Origin of the sequence: Prosthecobacter sp., assembly GCF_044222565.1 — a bacterium.
Classification (GTDB): domain Bacteria; phylum Verrucomicrobiota; class Verrucomicrobiia; order Verrucomicrobiales; family Verrucomicrobiaceae; genus Prosthecobacter.
In genome coordinates this window covers 20,176-35,525 of sequence record NZ_JBGANA010000026.1, presented here as the reverse complement: position 1 = coordinate 35,525, position 15,350 = coordinate 20,176, and the positions used below count along the sequence as shown (strand labels likewise).

Genomic DNA, 15,350 nt, shown 5'->3' with positions numbered 1-15,350 from the left:
ATTTTCTAATGAGATGAACCCGGACACGATTCAGTTCCAATGCGGATTTTGCCGCACGACACTGACAGTGCCTGCTCAAATGGCAGGTGTGACGGGTCCATGCCCAAGTTGCGGGCAGACGGTGACCTCCCCCACTCCGGCACCCATGGCAGTCCAAGTGCCGCAGCAGCCTCAGATGCCGCAGCAGCCTCAGATGCCGCAGCAGCCTCAGTGGCCGCCCGCGCCACAGGTTTCTCAAGCTCCCGCGCCGTTCTGGCCCCCCGCACCAGCCTCTCCGCTGATGGGTGAGATCCCGGGAATGGGCGGAATGCAGTTGCCACAGCAGGGAACACCGCAGCCGAATCCCGTGCTGCAGCAAAGCACCGGGCTGACTGGACTGCCGCCGAAGCGCGCCCCCGGGCAGCCGCCACTCACCTCAACGCTCGGAGGCTCCGGCGGTCAGATGCCATGGTCATCCACGCCCGCAGCGCCTGCTGCCATGCCATCCTTTGGTGGCCCCGACGCGCAGGCCGGATTTTCTGGCTCGGGAATGCCCAATCAATCACGCCTGATTCCGGGCGGCCCTGCGCTGCCAAACATGATGCCTGGCGGGAATGCCGGAGGCGGCATGATGGGCATGCCAAACTCGCTGCCAGGGTCGTCTCTGCTCGGCAGGGAAGTCTCTCCCGCGCCCATGCCTTCCATGACCCAGCCTCTGCAGGCAGGGGGGGCTCCTCCCCTGAGCCTGGGGTCAGCGCGTGGACAGGACCTGGGCGCGTCCTCTCATGTTGGGATGGCTCCGGGAGCAAGAAACATTGCAAGCCTGCGGGCACCGCGCGGGACGAATTTTATCCGGCTTGCCTTCGCGGCGATCTTCCTCATCGGGTTTCTGGGACTCGTTGGCTACCTTCTGAAGGACTATCTGCCGGGCATTTTCCCCAGCCTGGCGGGGCATGAAACGGCGGAAGAAACCACCAAGGGAGAGGCAGGCGCAAAGCCGCAGGCTGACCTTGCCACCGTGCAAGCCCCATCGGCCCCCTCCATTTCAGAAGCTGAAAAGCCGGCTGGAACGCCACCTGATAACAAGCCAGGCACAGCCTTGGTCGGTTTTGATCCGCAGGAAACGGTGGCCCAAAAAGCCAAGCCCCCCTTGGGTGCGGAGTCTAGTGACATGCGCACCGCGAGTATTTCTTCTCCTCCTGGAGCCACCAATCAGGAAGTTGTCCCCCCTGCCCAGCCCGCGCCCCCAACCTCGGGCAATCTTCTTGAGGTGCCTCCGAAACCGTCCATGGCTGCGGAATCCGCAGGCAGTCCTACGGCCACCCCGGCAGGTCTCAGCCAGCCGCATCCACCAGAAGAGGATGAAAGCATGCCAGCGGGAGCCAAGCCAGCCGTCGAGGCGCTCAAAAAATTTCTTTTCGCCAAATCGCTCGCGGAACGTCTGCCCCACACTCTGGGAGCTGACGTGATCAAACCGCTGATGGAGCGCTACTATGGACTGTCCCCGGATGGCCCGATTTCCGTGGATCGCATCCAGTTTGTCCGCATGGACCCGAATCCAGAACTGGGTTCTGGAAAGCACTGCATCTTCAGCTTGGAGAACAAGACATGGGAGTTCGCCGTGCCAGTGATGCTGGAGGAGAAAGAAGACGGCTTCAAGGTGGACTGGGTCGCCTTTGTGGAGTTCAAAGACAGGCTGCTTGAGAAGTTTTTCAAGACCTATCAGGAAGGCGAGCCGTGCTACTTCCATGTCGGCATCATCCGCCATCATTACTTCAAGGACGATGTCCCCAATCTGGAGCGCAAGGACGTGTTTCGAGTGAGCCCAGCCCCGCCAAACTCCTTTCAGGAATGCGCCTTCCTGGACAAGAATTCGGAGCTCGCGGAAAAGCTGCGCGTCCAGCTTCCTTGGGAGACGCATGTGTGGGCGGTGGTGGGATTGCAGTGGAAAAAGCTCGGCTCCCAGCAGTGGGTGGAGCTCAGCTCCGTCCCGCAAATGCACTGGTATTCCCTGCCCACGACGGCGACGGCACCCAAAGCAAAATCGCTCTCCACAGCGCAAACCACGCCACCTCCCGACATGCCACCGGGCATTTCTAAAAACGGTGTGCGTGGCAAATCCACCAGTCAGCCTAACAACAGCATGGCACCTCCTGGCATTCGCAAGTCCACGCCGACGCCGGAACTGCCGACCACCATCAAGCGTCCCCTGCCCGCAGGTCGCTGAAGCGTTAGGAATACCGAAATGGCGCTGAGCTGAAAACGTCTCAGCTCACTTCCAGTTTGCCGGTGCTGTCTCCCACCTTCTCAGCAGGGACGCCCAGACGATCCAGCATGGAGAGGTAGAGATTGGTCATCGGAGTTTCGCCCGGCAGGAGGACGCGCTTGCCTGGGGTCAGAGTACCGCCGGCTCGTCCAGCGAGGAGGATCGGAAGGTTGTCATGATTGTGGCGGTTGCCATCGCCGATGCCGCCGCCGAAGACGATCATGGAATTGTCCAAGAGGGTGCTGTCCCCTTCTCTGACCGACTTCATCTTGTCGAGGAAGTAGCCGAACTGACGCAGGTAGAACTGGTCGATCTTCGCGATCTTCTCCAGCTTCTGCGGATCGTTCTGGTGATGTGAGAGCGAGTGGTGGGCATCCGGCACACCCAGCTCAGGGAAGCTGCGGTTGCTGCCGTCATGCGCGAGCATGAAGGTGGAGAGACGGGTGGTGTCCGTCTGGAAGGCAAGAACCATGAGGTCAAACATGGTGCGGATGTGCTCTTCGTAGGAATCCGGGATGCCATCTGGAATTTTCACATCCGGAATCTGCGCGGCGAATTTTTCGGCCCGCTCAATGCGCAGTTCGATGTCCCGCACGGAGGAGAAGTATTCGTCCAGCTTGCGGCGATCGCCGGCATTCACCTTGCCTTGCAGGCTCTTCGCTTCGTCCAGCACGGTGTCGAGAATGCTTTTCTGCATGCGCTTGGCACGCGCTGCCTCAGGCCCTTTGCCAGCTGTGGCACCGATGCCGAACATGCGTTCGAAGACCAGACGCGGATCCATTTCAGGAGCCATGGGCATGGTTTCGTTTTTCCAGGCCAGATTGAACTGGTAGGCGCAGGAGTAGCCGGAGTCACACTTGCCGGAGCTGCGCTGGCCGTCGGTGCTAAGTTCCAGAGAGGGAAGCCGGGTGAGATGGCCGATCTTCTGCGCGGCGATCTGGTCCACCGAAATGCCGAGGTGGATGTCCGCGCCCGCCGTTTTCTTGGGCATGCAGCCGGTGAGGAAGGTGGCCGTGGCACGGGCATGGTCGCCGCCACCATTGCCATGACTGTACGCGAAATCCTGCCTCAGGCCCGAGACCACCATGAAATCATCGCGGTGTTTTTCGATCTGCTTGAGCGAATTGGACAGCTGATAGCCGGTGCCTTCGCCGGTGGACATCCACTCGTTCACGTTCACACCGTTGGGAATGTACATCCATGCCGCACGCATGGGCTTGGGCGCCGGTTTGGTCGCGGCAAACGCACGCACGCCGAAGGATTCCAGGAATGGCAGGGAAATGAGGGAACCCAGCCCACGCAGTACATGGCGGCGGCTGAGTGAATGGGCGGCGAGGGAGGTTTCGCGAAACTCGTTCATACAAGGTGAATACGGCAGGACTACGCAGGGGGCGAAGAGAAACTTTCGTGCCAGCCAGCCGCATTCCAGACTTTGGCGCCACGAAAGTAGTTGAAATTCCGGGGGGACGCGGCCCGATTAAGACTCCCCGTCAAAAACCCCTTATACAAACACATGAAGCATACCTGCCTTCTCATCACCACACTCGCATCTTTGGCTCTCTCCGGCTTTGCCCAGGACGCCAGCGTAGCCACCATCGAACTCAAGCCAGACGCCAAAAATCCCCTGGGATACGACAAGACCGAACTCAGCGTGCAAGCGGGGCAGAAGGTCAAGCTGACGCTGAGCAACACTGGCAGCATCGCGCCGCAGCCGCACAATTTCCTCCTGCTGAAGCCCGGCAAGCTGGAAGCCGTGGGCGCACTGGCCAACGCCATGCTGGCTGACCCCCAGGGCATGGCCAAGAGCTACATTCCCGACGCTGCGAAGCCTGACATCATCGCCAACACCAAGCTGGTGCAGCCTAACCAGACCGAAACCATTGAATTCACCGCTCCTGCCGAACCCGGCGACTACCCCTACATGTGCACCTTCCCAGGCCACTGGATTCTGATGAAGGGCATCATGCACGTCACCAAGTAATCTCACTCCACCCAACCAACCCACTCCATGAAATACCTTCTTATCTCCACGTTCATCGCCCTGATCTCACTGACCTCCGTCGTTCGTGGCGAGGAAGGCAAGCTCACCGTCAACGGTCTCAACTTCAAATTCGAGTCCCCCTGGGCCGAAGTGCAGAGCACTGGCATGTTCCGTGCCGGCACCCTGGCGGCTAAAGTGGAAGGTGCTGAAAAGCCACTGGAAGCAGTGTTTTACAGCTTTCCAGGCGCAGGCGGCGGCGGGGATGTGGAGGCCAACGTGAAACGCTGGCTGGGACAGTTCAACGGCACCCCTGAGTCGAAGCGCGAAGAACTTGATGCCAACGGCACCAAGATCACGCTGGTGACGGCGACCGGCACCTACAATGACGGCCCACCCATGGGCGCCAAGACGCCGCGTGAAAACTACACGCTGGTGGCTGCCATCGTGCCAGCCGGAGAATCGAACATCTTCGTCAAGCTTACGGGTCCGAAGGAAGCCGTTGCCAAGGTGACGGAAGGGTACAAAAAGATCATTCTGAGCGCCTTCGCCAAATAAGCGAAGCCTGAAACCGAAGGTTCTTTTTTCTTAGGCGGGTGGTTCTCCACCCGCCTTTTTTGTATATATCAGACTAAATCGGCGCCGATTCGTGCAGTGGTTTTAAAAAAGCGGGGGTTCAAAATGAAAAGAAGACTTGGCACGGCCCGTGCTAAAGCTTGTTTTGGAGTTAAATTCCACACCCTGACTTATGCTGAAACTCAACCACACACGAACCTGGCGCAGCATGGCAATTGCTGCGGTAGTTGCCCTCACCACCATCGCAATCAACCCCGGCGCCGCCCGAGGCCAGACTGCAGAACCAGCACCTGCTGCGGCTCCAGCTCCGGCTCCGGCTGCAGCACCTGCTCCGGCTCCTGCCCCCGCACCAGCCCCCACTCCGGCACCGGAACCAGCAGCTGCTCCGGCGGCCGCAGCTCCGTCGCTTGATGCTGTGGCAGCGGACGTTGCTGATATTAAGCAATACTTTAACAATCTGGCGCCTGCTGGTTCGTTGAAAGGCCTCGCCGGTCCCGGCCACAATGCCTTCATGATGGTCTGTGCGGCCTTGGTGCTGTTCATGACTCTTCCTGGCCTGGCTCTGTTCTATGGTGGTCTGGTGCGCTCCAAGAACGTTCTTTCCGTTCTTGCACAGTGCCTTGGCTGCGCGGGCCTTGTGACGATCCTGTGGTACTTCGTCGGCTTCTCGCTGATCTTTGGTGAGCACGTCGCTCCTGAAGGTGCGAAGGACTGGGTTGCCCCGACATGGGCCCCCTACCTTGGCAGCTTCAAGTACTTCTTCCTTGAAGGAGTCACCGGCGCGCCGAACACGAACTACACCGCCTGGCCTTCCTTCTCCGTGTTCAGCATGTATCAGCTGATGTTCGCCATCATCACCCCCGGCCTGATCGTGGGTGCCATCGCCGAGCGCATGAAATTCTCCGCGATCATGCTGTTCATCACCCTCTGGATGTTCGTGGTTTACTTCCCGCTGGCTCACATGGTGTGGGGCTTCGACGGTTACATGAACGGTGTTTGGAACGGCGGTGCTTCGATCCCTGCCATCGACTTCGCTGGCGGCACGGTGGTTCACATGTCCTCCGGCTGGTCTGCGCTGGTGCTTTGCATCCTGCTGGGCAAGCGCTCAGGCTACGGCAAGGAAAAGATGGCTCCGCACAGCATGGTGCTGGTGATGGTTGGCACGGGCATGCTCTGGGTCGGCTGGTATGGTTTCAATGCGGGTTCCGCCCTCTCCGCTGACGGCATCGCTGCTTCTGCGTTCATGACCACCACCCTCGCCGCCGCCACCGCCTGCTTCGTGTGGGCACTGGTGGAAAAGATCCACAAAGGCAAGCCCTCCATCCTTGGCTTCTGCTCGGGCGCTGTGGCCGGCCTGGTCGTCATTACTCCTGCTGCCGGCTTCGTCACAGCGAAGTCTGCCATGATCATCGGCGTTCTCGCCGGTATCGTTCCCTACATCGGTGTGATGGTGCTCAAGCCTCTCCTGAAGTATGACGACGCTCTGGACACCTTCGGCGTGCACGGCATCGGCGGCACCCTCGGTGCCATCGTGACCGGCATCTACTGCAACAGCACGGTGAACGGCAATCTCACGGACGTGAACACATTTGCCAAGGACAACGGTCTTGCCAAGCTCGTCGCAGACGCTGGCGGTCAGGGCGGCGTCCTCGCTGCTCAGCTCAAAGCCTGCGGCATCACAATCGCTCTCTCCATCGTGGCCACGGTGGTGATCACCCTGGTGGTGAAGATCCTCGTGGGTCTCCGTCCGACTCCAGAAGAAGAGTCCATCGGTCTCGACCTCACCGACCACGGCGAGGCTGGTTACGAACACTAATCCTCTCAGGGCCTAAAACCCCCTGCAAACTCCAAAGCCGGGCTGAGAAATCAGCCCGGCTTTTTTGTGCCTTGATGCCACTGCTTGCCCAAACCATCAAATGGATGGCCTGCGGAGCGGGGCAGCAGCGAGACAGACGAGTGAAAGGAGCCCGAGGAGTGTGCGCGAGCGAATCAATACGCGGCATTCACGGAAAAGAGCCTTCCCTCCGCCTTCCCTCGTCGGGGTGGTGCACCTTCCTGACAGCAAAGAGAGCGCTCGCGTGCCCCTTCAGGCTGCCTGAAAACTCTGGACCGGTCTAGAAGACGGTCGGCACAACAATGCTCCTTGTCCAAATAACGGTCCGCCTGACACATCAACCGGGCTCCTGTTCGCGAACCGGCCTACCGCCACAAGAACATCATGACCAAGCACATGATGCCGTTGTTCAAAGCGTGCGCCGTCATGGGTGCAATCAAGCTCTGCCGCCACATGCGCAGAAGTGAAAAACCTCCCGCCAGCGCCATGATCGGTGGCACGCCCGCCCAGCCCTGAGGATGAATGGCCGCAAAAACAAAAGCTCCGAGCAGCATGCCGCCCAGCCAGCGCAGCCAAGATGACAAGGCAGGAAAGAGCATCCCGCGAAACATGATCTCCTCCGAAACCGGCGCCCACACCACAGCGAGCACGAACGCAGCCAGCTTTTGCCAGCCCCCACCTGCAAAATAATCGACAATGGGATGCGTGGGGACGTCTCCCGTGAGCCGCATGATCCATGAGGAGGCGATCATTCCCGCCACCATCAACGGCAGCGCGGCAACCCAGCCCAGAAGGCCCGCCCCCACCTCCCGCAAAAAGCCCTGCCCACAGTGCAGGCCCAGGGCCTCACGCCAGTCCACACGGGACATTCCACGAAAAAGCGGCCACGCCATGCCAAGGATCAAACTCAGAACGGCAGGCCCGTAGGATGCCCAAGGCGGCAAGTCCACGGACATCTGCCGCAGGAGCATGGGCACAAACATAAACAGCGCCAGATAAAGGGCAAAGCCCTCCAGCAGCAACCCACCGTGCCCACGATTGCGGAACGACAGCGTCAGTTTCAGCTTTCCGCCACGCCATTGGATGATGGCCAGAATCATCACCACCAAGCCGCCCACCGCCAGGAGCATGCCGATCATGCTGAAGGAGATCAAAACCAGCGACGTCTGCATGCTCTGCTGCACCACCGCCTGCCTTGCGGCATCCGTCTTTGGCAGTACCTGCGCACGGGCCAGATCCGCGAACCAGCCATGATGCGCCTGCAGTTTTTTCCAGTCCGCGTCCGCCACAGAACCGTGGTCCGCCTGCATTTGCTGAAATATTGCTACATCTGCCTGCAGCACATCGTTTTGAGCAGCCACGGCATTCAGTTCTGCTGGCGCGGGCCATCGGCCTTTCAGCCAGCCTTCCGCGATCTGCACCCGCAACTTGTCCGCCGGACCGCGAGAGACCTGTCTGACGTTCTGGACCAGTGCGTCGTCGAAGTTTTCCTGCATCATACCCAAGGCGGGATTGCTTCCGATCATTTCCTTGGCTCCCACGACGTAACGAGCCATCAACTCCAGAGTGCGGTTTGGGTGAATGCCGCCGGCGCCCTCATTTGGATGACGCGCCGAATGCGATTTAACTGCAAAGACGACGCACGCGGCTGTGACGCACAGCGCCAGAGCGGCACCCAGCCGCGAAAATCGCGGAGACGCAGGAGCGGTGGGAGGCAGTGGCGGTGGAACGGCGGCGTCATTCATAGGTGCACGGATCAAACATCCCCTTCCCGCCAAAGGCACGCACAATTCTGCTTTCCATCCGCGTTCATTCAGCACCACCCACCATGCGCACCTCTCTCTTTTTCCTTTTTGCGGCCTCCGCTTTGGCTCAGACTCCACGTCCGGGCGTGAACTATGACGAGACCAAAGTCGGCAACGATCCGCTGCCCGAGCTGAAACTGACCACCGCCGAGGAATGGACGAGCAAACGCCGCCCGGAGATCTTCAAGCTTTTCGAGGAAAACGTCTATGGCAGGACGCCCGCGGACGTGGGCGCGGCCAAGTTTGAAGTGACGGCGACGAAGGCAGACGCTCTCGGCGGACTCGCCACACGAAAGTTCATCCACATCTCGGTGCCAGGCCGTCCGGCATGGCCCGGCATGGATGTGATGCTTTATACCCCGAACGGCACCAAGAATGCCCCCTGCTTTGTGGGCCTGAGCTTCGGCGGCAATCATGCCGTGAGCCCCGAGGCTGACGTGCCGCTGAGCACCCGATGGATGCGGGACAGCAAGGAAAAGGGCATCGTCGATCATCGCGCGACCGAGGCCACGCGCGGTACCGAGAGCAGCCGCTGGCCGCTGGAGATGATCCTCAAACGCGGTTTCGCGGTGGCCACCGCCTACTATGGCGACATCGAACCGGACAGTGCCGAAGGCTGGAAGACAGGACTGCGCGCCGCAGTGAGCAAGGATGGAGCGGACACTGTGTGGAAAGATGGCGAGTGGGGGGCGATCGGCGCGTGGTCCTGGGGGCTCAGCCGCATCGCCGATTATCTGCAAACGGATGCACAGGTGGATGGCCAACACCTCGCGGTCATCGGGCATTCGCGACTGGGCAAGACCTCCCTCTGGGCGGGAGCGCAGGACACGCGCTTTGGCATCGTCATTTCCAATGATTCCGGCGAGGGCGGCGCTGCGCTGATGCGGCGCGACTTTGGTGAAACCACCGCCATCATCACCAAGGCGTTTCCGCACTGGTTTACCCGCAAATACACTAGCTATGCGGGCCATGCCGCCGCATGCCCGGTGGATGCGCACATGCTCATCGCCCTGATGGCTCCACGTCCTGCCTACATCGCCAGTGCAGCAGAGGATCACTGGGCTGATCAAAAAGGCGAGTTCCTCTCCGGCAAATACGCCGGGCCGGTCTATGCGCTTTTTGGCAAAAAAGGTGTCGGGGTGGATGAACCGCCGGCGATCGACCAGCCCGTGGGGGATTTCATCGGCTACCACAACCGCACCGGGAAGCATGACGTGACCGATTTCGACTGGACACAGTACCTGAACTTTGCGGCACGGCATTGGGCCAAGTAAGAAGGCAGCAATTCACATTGTCACTTGCCCGCATACGAAAGCCCGTGTGTCTTGAGGCAGATCTTCTCCCGCCATGCCTGCAAAAAAAGCGAAATCCAAATCTTCCGCCAAGAAGCCCGCCAAGAAGTCTGCCAAAAAACTCCGCAACGTGCCTTTTTGGATCGGCTTTGATCTCGGGGGCACGAAGATGCTGGCTTCGGTGCTCGATGCGAATTACACCGTGCTGGGTTCCGCACGCAAATCGACCAACGGCTCCGATGGCGCGGCCAAAGGACGCAACAAGATCGTCAAAGCGATTCAGGAGGCGATCGAAGAAGCCGGCGTGGACCCGAAAGGCATTCAGGGCATTGGCATCGGCTGCCCTGGCCTGGTGAATCCTGACAGAGGCATCCTCATATTCGCACCGAATCTGGGATGGACGAACATGGCGCTGCGCAAGCTGCTGCAAAACCAGTTCAAGTGTCCGATCATGGTGCTGAACGACGTTGATGCCGGAACCTATGGCGAGTACATGCTGGGCGCAGGCAAAGGCGCGAGATCGCTGCTGGGAGTGTTTCCCGGAACGGGTGTGGGTGCGGGCTTCGTCTACAACGGCCAGCTCGTCATGGGCCGCGCCATTTCCGCCATGGAGCTGGGAAATCTGACGCTGCCCGGCACACATATTGGCAGTCCGGTGTTTGGCAGCGTCATCCTGGAGGACCTCACCAGCCGCCTCGCGCTCGCCTCCCAGGCGGGGCTGGCCTGTTACCGTGGCCAGCTTCCCGACCTCGACAAAAAGACGGAGGGGGCGCTGCGCAACATCCGCAGCAAGGCGCTGGCAAATGCATTCCGCAGCGGTGAGGACGCCGCCATGATCATGTTCCGCAACTCCATCCGCTACCTTGGCATGGGAGTGGCCGTCGTCGTCAACCTGCTGGCTCCGGACCGCATCACGCTCGGCGGCGGGCTGGTGGAAGAATTGCCAGACCTTTACCTGAACCTGCTCAAGGAGGAGGTCGAACGCTACGCCATTCCGGAACTTGCCCGTGGGATCCGGTATTCGCTGGCCAAGCTGGGCGGCCAGGCTGTGGCTGCCGGTGCGGTGGCGTGGCTTCGGAACGCAGCGAAATGACCCATCCTGCATGTCTCCGCATCGCGAATCCATCTCATGAGTGACGTGACCCCACCTGTCTCGTTCAAGCCTTTGGCAGAACTCGCTGTCATGAAGGCGCCGCCGGAGCATGCGGTCATCTACGTGGGTGCGGCGTCCCTTTCACTTGTCATCGGCCGCAAGGATGACAAGGGGCAGTTCACACGGGTGGAGAGCCTGGACCGGCCGCTGCCCGTGGCTCGTGACATTTTCCGTGCCCGCAGCATCTCGCGCAACACGGTGGACCAGGCCGCGGCCATCCTGCGCAATTTCCTGCAGACCATTCGGGAATACGGCATCCCCGCTGCGCAGCTGCGCCTGTTCACCTCCAACATCCTCGCGGAGGCGGTGAACCATGAGATTTTCCTGAACCGCCTGCAGGTGCACAGCGGCGTGGTGCCAAGCCTGATCGATGACGGCAACATGACGCGCCTCGTTTACCAGATCGCCCAGCGCATGCTGCTGAAAAATCCGCTGCTGGCCAAGGGGAACACCATCGTCTCCCACATCGGCCCGGGGAACACGCGCGCCATTTATTTCAAGGAAGGCCGGCTCGCGGTGTACACGAACTACCGTCTGGGCATCTTCCGTGCGCGCGAAGCCGTGGCCTCCCAGGACGAAGACGAGGCACACCAGCAGATGGCGCATCTGGAGGAGCACATCCGCGGCGTGGTGGACCACCTCGCGCAGGATTACTCGGATGTGAAGATCGACCATCACGTGGCCATCGGCGCGGAGATTCAGAGCGTCGCGCCGCTGCTGGGCAAGGCGCGCCTGGGCGCACACCGGGTGCTGGAGAATGATCTCGCCCGGCTGACTGACAAACTGGCGCGCCTGAGCCCCGATGATCTGGTGCGCGAGCTGCACGTGCACTATACCGGTGGCGAGGGCATCGTGCCTGCGCTGCAGACCAATCTCGCGCTTGCACGGCGCTTTGGCGATGATTCGCTCTGGGTGCCCGAGGGTGACTTCCAGCTGGAGCTCATGCTTGATCTGATGACGTCAGGATCGCGAACGGCGATCTTCCAGGAGGAGGTCATGCAGACGGCGGGCGAAATCGGCCTGCGCTACAAGACCGACCGCAAGCACGCGGAGCATGTGGCGAATTTTTCCCGCCAGCTTTTCCGGGAGCTGCAGCATCTGCACGGGCTGGAGGCCAAATATGAACTCGTGCTGCGCGTGGCGGCCACACTGCACGAGGTGGGCATGTTCATCAGCCCGCGTGAGCACCACAAGCACAGCCTCTACATTCTGATGAACACGGAGATCTTCGGCCTGAGCTCGAACGACCGTGTGATGGTGGCGCTGCTGGCGCGCTACCACCGCCGATACGATCCGGAGCCGAACCACCCCTACTTCTCCGACCTCTCGCGGGAAGAACGGATGATCGTGCTCAAGCTTGCCGCCCTACTGCGGCTGGCGGACTCGTTGGACCGAAGCCATGCGCAGCGGATCAAAACCATCCAGCTGCGCCCCGAAGGCACGCGCCTGACCGTTCTGACGCAGGGCGCGGATGACACCACGATTGAACAGATAGCCATCGATCTGAAGTGCGGACTCTTCCGCGAAATTTACGGTTATGACATCCTCCTCGCCAAATCCTGAAGCCCAAACCGCACCGCCCAAGCTGCGCCTGACCGAGGAGCATTTCATCAACCGCGAGCTGAGCTGGCTGGCCTTCAACTCGCGCGTGCTGGATGAAGCGGCGCGCCCTGACCTGCCGGTGCTGGAGCGCGTGAAGTTTCTCGCCATCACCGCTTCAAACCTGGATGAATTCTTCATGGTGCGCATCGGCGGACTGCAGCTGCTGCGCGAGCAGGGGCGGCGGGTGCGGGACAACGCCGGGCTCACTCCCACGCAGCAGTGGGAGCAGGTGCACCACCAGACTGCCGCCTTTGTGGCGCGGCAGTATGACATTCTGCAGCAGCAGCTTGTGCCGCTGATGAATGAAAAAGGCATCCGCCGCCTGCTGAACGCGGAGCTCACTCCGGCGCAGCGCACGCTGCTGCGCGAGTATTTTGACGAGCACATCTTCCCCGTGCTCTCGCCGGTGGCCGTGGACGACACTGGAGCACGCGCCGCCATCCCGGCGCTGAACATCGTGCTGCTCTGCACGGTGAGCAGTGATGACACCGGACAGGCAGAGAAGCGGCATGTGCTGCTGCCGCTGCCCGCAAACCTTCCGCGGCATGTGCTGGTGCCAGATCCTGACGGCGGCCAGTACTTCTACGTGAACCTCGAGGACGTCGTGGCGCTGTTCATCGGTGAGTTTTTTCCGGCTGAAAAGGTCTCCGCCCCCGCGCGCTTCCGCGTGAGCCGCAACACGGACATCACCGTGGATGATGAGAGCGCCTTCGATCTGGCCAGCGAGATGGAAGAAGTGCTGGAAAAGCGCCTGCAGAGCCCGGCCATCCGCATCGAAATCGAAGCAGGCGCCTCGCGCGAGCACACCCGCATCATCCGTGATCTTTGCGGAGCACGCACAGCCCAGATCTATGATATTCCCGGAGAGCTCGACCTGCGCGCCTTCTTTCAGATCGCCGGCATCTCCGGTTTTGACGAGCTCAAGGTCGATCCCTGGGACAGCCATGCCAGCACCTCGATCACACCGGGCGAAAGCATTTTTGACGCGATCAAGCGCGGCGACATCCTGCTGCATCATCCGTATGAAAGCTTCGACCCGGTTCTCGCCCTCGTCGAAGAGGCTGCTGCGGACCCGAACGTCATCGCGATCAAACAGATCCTCTACCGCACGGCGAAAAACAGCCGCATCATTTCCGCGCTCATTCGTGCCGCGCAGGCTGGCAAGCACGTGACCGTGCTGGTGGAGCTGAAGGCCAGATTTGATGAAGCCCGCAACCTCGAACGTGCGAACGACCTCATCAACGCGGGTGCGCAGATCATCTACGGCGTCGCCGGATTGAAGACGCATGCCAAGGTCTGCCTGGTGATGCGCCGCGAGTCAGGGCACATGACGCGCTACATGCACTTTGGCACCGGAAACTACAACGAGGCCACCTCGAAGCTCTACACGGACATCAGCCTGCTGACCTGCCGCGCTGATTTTGGCGCGGATGCCTCCGCGTTTTTCAACACCGTCACCGGCCGCTCACGCTTCGTGCATTTCACCAAGCTCAGCATGGCCCCCTACGGCCTGCGCGAGCGCCTGGTGTCCCTTATTCACAGCGAAACCGCACGCGCGCGCCAGGGAGAGGGCGCCGAAATCATGCTGAAGATGAACGCCCTCGAAGACCGCCAGATGATCGAGGCGCTGTACGAAGCGTCCCAGGCGGGCGTGAAGATACGCCTCAACGTGCGCGGCATCTGCTGCCTGCGTCCCGGCATCAAAGGCATCAGTGAGAACATCAGCGTGGTCAGCATCATCGACCGCTATCTGGAGCACGCCCGCATTTTCTGGTTCCGCCAGGGGGGCAAGCCTGCCGTCTTCATCGCCAGCGCTGACTTCATGAACCGCAATCTCTCGAAGCGCGTGGAGCTCCTCACGCCCGTCGAAGACAAGGAGGCGCGCAAACGGCTGCTGCGCATCATGGAAATCCATTTCGCCGACACAGCCCGCGGCCGCGTGCTGAAATCCGACGGCACGTGGCAGCTTCCGCAAGTCACCGCGGCAAAGAAGGTCCGCTCCCAGGAGCAGTTCGCACGAGAAATGGCCAAGCGCGCGCGTCAGGCGAATGAGTCACCTGATGTGCTGGTGCCGCATACGCCGAAGTGATCACCACACAGCCTTGTAAATCATAGCCCCGACGACAGCGCCGATGATCGGACCGATGACGGGGATCCATGAATAGCCCCAGTCGGAGCCGCCTTTCCCGGGGATGGGCAGAACAAAATGGGCGAGGCGTGGGCCAAGGTCGCGGGCAGGATTGAGAGAGTAACCCGTTGGGCCGCCGAGGGAGAGACCGATGGAACCTACGAGCATGCCGACGATGGCGGGGGCAAAACCTTTGTCCCAGCCAGAGTTAGGAACCAGATTGGCAGGAGACAAAATGGCCAGCAAACCAAACATCAGCATCGCCGTGCCGATGATCTCGCAGATCAAATTACCCACGGTGTGGCGGATCGCCGGCCCGGTGCTGAAGACGCCGAGTTTTGCGCCTTGATCCGTGGTCACAGACCAGTGTGGCAGGTAGGCCAGCCAGACCAGAATGCCGCCGAGAAATCCTCCCGCCACCTGTGCGCCGATATAACCGGGAACGAGAGCCCAGTCGAATTTGCCAATGGCCGCCAGGCCCAGTGTCACGGCGGGATTCAAATGCGCGCCGCTGATGGCGTTGGTGCAATAGACCGCAATGGCCACGGCAAGGCCCCAGCCTGCAGTGATTACAATCCAGCCGGAATTGTTGCCCTTGGTTTGTTTCAGAAGCACATTGGCAACGACTCCGTCGCCGAGGAGAACCAGGATCATGGTGCCGAAGAGTTCTGCGAGAGTTGCGGACATGGTGACGCTGAATTTGGTTGAATTTCCGCGCAGGCTATCGGGCTGCGCGA

The 15,350-nt window shown here is 60.7% G+C and carries 11 protein-coding genes; 8 read left to right on the top strand and 3 right to left on the bottom strand.

Going from position 1 to position 15,350, the window contains the following annotated elements:
• The first annotated feature begins 145 nt into the window (after nucleotides 1–145).
• Entirely contained in the window at nucleotides 146–2,206 is a 2,061-nt protein-coding gene (locus ACILSR_RS27340; protein ID WP_395752995.1) for a hypothetical protein, read from the top strand.
• Nucleotides 2,207–2,246: 40 nt separating this feature from the next.
• Here the strand turns inward: ACILSR_RS27340 and ACILSR_RS27335 are convergent, their stop codons facing one another.
• Nucleotides 2,247–3,605, bottom strand: coding sequence for a DUF1552 domain-containing protein (locus tag ACILSR_RS27335; RefSeq protein WP_395752994.1), 1,359 nt, complete (start codon nucleotides 3,603–3,605; stop codon nucleotides 2,247–2,249).
• Between the two features lie 153 nt (nucleotides 3,606–3,758).
• Here ACILSR_RS27335 and ACILSR_RS27330 point away from each other — a divergent pair, with 153 nt between their 5' ends.
• The 3 genes from ACILSR_RS27330 (at nucleotide 3,759) to ACILSR_RS27320 (ending at nucleotide 6,615) form a co-directional block, all read left to right on the top strand.
• Nucleotides 3,759–4,226, top strand: coding sequence for a plastocyanin/azurin family copper-binding protein (locus tag ACILSR_RS27330; protein ID WP_395752993.1), 468 nt, complete (start codon nucleotides 3,759–3,761; stop codon nucleotides 4,224–4,226).
• 27 nt (nucleotides 4,227–4,253) lie between these two features.
• The gene (locus tag ACILSR_RS27325) at nucleotides 4,254–4,781 is read left to right on the top strand and encodes a hypothetical protein (protein WP_395752992.1); all 528 of its coding nucleotides are present in this window, start codon (nucleotides 4,254–4,256) and stop codon (nucleotides 4,779–4,781) included.
• A gap of 190 nt (nucleotides 4,782–4,971) precedes the next feature.
• On the top strand, nucleotides 4,972–6,615 hold the full coding sequence (locus ACILSR_RS27320) for an ammonium transporter (RefSeq protein WP_395752991.1): 1,644 nt from the start codon (nucleotides 4,972–4,974) through the stop codon (nucleotides 6,613–6,615).
• A 383-nt stretch (nucleotides 6,616–6,998) separates the two neighbouring features.
• Here the strand turns inward: ACILSR_RS27320 and ACILSR_RS27315 are convergent, their stop codons facing one another.
• Nucleotides 6,999–8,378 carry a lysostaphin resistance A-like protein gene (locus tag ACILSR_RS27315; RefSeq protein WP_395752990.1) on the bottom strand — a complete coding sequence of 460 codons (1,380 nt, stop codon included), beginning with the start codon at nucleotides 8,376–8,378 and terminating at the stop codon, nucleotides 6,999–7,001.
• Nucleotides 8,379–8,461: 83 nt separating this feature from the next.
• On the opposite strand from ACILSR_RS27315, the gene ACILSR_RS27310 reads away from it, so the two are divergent.
• The 4 genes from ACILSR_RS27310 to ppk1 all read left to right on the top strand — a co-directional run bounded on the left by ACILSR_RS27310 (nucleotide 8,462) and on the right by ppk1 (nucleotide 14,574).
• Complete coding sequence (locus ACILSR_RS27310) at nucleotides 8,462–9,712, top strand: acetylxylan esterase (protein WP_395752989.1); 1,251 nt, start codon at nucleotides 8,462–8,464, stop codon at nucleotides 9,710–9,712.
• A gap of 73 nt (nucleotides 9,713–9,785) precedes the next feature.
• Nucleotides 9,786–10,823, top strand: coding sequence for an ROK family protein (locus tag ACILSR_RS27305; protein WP_395752988.1), 1,038 nt, complete (start codon nucleotides 9,786–9,788; stop codon nucleotides 10,821–10,823).
• 36 nt (nucleotides 10,824–10,859) lie between these two features.
• A complete protein-coding gene (locus tag ACILSR_RS27300) occupies nucleotides 10,860–12,446 on the top strand; it encodes a hypothetical protein (protein ID WP_395752987.1) in 1,587 nt (528 codons plus the stop codon).
• Nucleotides 12,421–14,574 (top strand): polyphosphate kinase 1, encoded by a 2,154-nt coding sequence (gene ppk1, locus ACILSR_RS27295; protein ID WP_395752986.1) that lies wholly within the window; start codon nucleotides 12,421–12,423, stop codon nucleotides 14,572–14,574. Before ACILSR_RS27300 ends, ppk1 begins: the two co-directional genes overlap by 26 nt.
• Here ppk1 and ACILSR_RS27290 read toward each other — a convergent pair whose 3' ends face one another.
• Nucleotides 14,575–15,300 carry an MIP/aquaporin family protein gene (locus ACILSR_RS27290; protein WP_395752985.1) on the bottom strand — a complete coding sequence of 242 codons (726 nt, stop codon included), beginning with the start codon at nucleotides 15,298–15,300 and terminating at the stop codon, nucleotides 14,575–14,577.
• Nucleotides 15,301–15,350 lie beyond the last annotated feature (50 nt).

Coding starts and splice junctions, on each gene's coding strand:
- ACILSR_RS27315 (WP_395752990.1), bottom strand. CDS start 8,378: ATGAATGACGCCGCCGTTCCACCGCCACTGCCTCCCACCGCTCCTGCG.
- ACILSR_RS27300 (WP_395752987.1), top strand. CDS start 10,860: ATGAGTGACGTGACCCCACCTGTCTCGTTCAAGCCTTTGGCAGAACTC.
- ACILSR_RS27325 (WP_395752992.1), top strand. CDS start 4,254: ATGAAATACCTTCTTATCTCCACGTTCATCGCCCTGATCTCACTGACC.
- ppk1 (WP_395752986.1), top strand. CDS start 12,421: ATGACATCCTCCTCGCCAAATCCTGAAGCCCAAACCGCACCGCCCAAG.
- ACILSR_RS27310 (WP_395752989.1), top strand. CDS start 8,462: ATGCGCACCTCTCTCTTTTTCCTTTTTGCGGCCTCCGCTTTGGCTCAG.
- ACILSR_RS27330 (WP_395752993.1), top strand. CDS start 3,759: ATGAAGCATACCTGCCTTCTCATCACCACACTCGCATCTTTGGCTCTC.
- ACILSR_RS27335 (WP_395752994.1), bottom strand. CDS start 3,605: ATGAACGAGTTTCGCGAAACCTCCCTCGCCGCCCATTCACTCAGCCGC.
- ACILSR_RS27340 (WP_395752995.1), top strand. CDS start 146: ATGGCAGTCCAAGTGCCGCAGCAGCCTCAGATGCCGCAGCAGCCTCAG.
- ACILSR_RS27290 (WP_395752985.1), bottom strand. CDS start 15,300: ATGTCCGCAACTCTCGCAGAACTCTTCGGCACCATGATCCTGGTTCTC.
- ACILSR_RS27320 (WP_395752991.1), top strand. CDS start 4,972: ATGCTGAAACTCAACCACACACGAACCTGGCGCAGCATGGCAATTGCT.
- ACILSR_RS27305 (WP_395752988.1), top strand. CDS start 9,786: ATGCCTGCAAAAAAAGCGAAATCCAAATCTTCCGCCAAGAAGCCCGCC.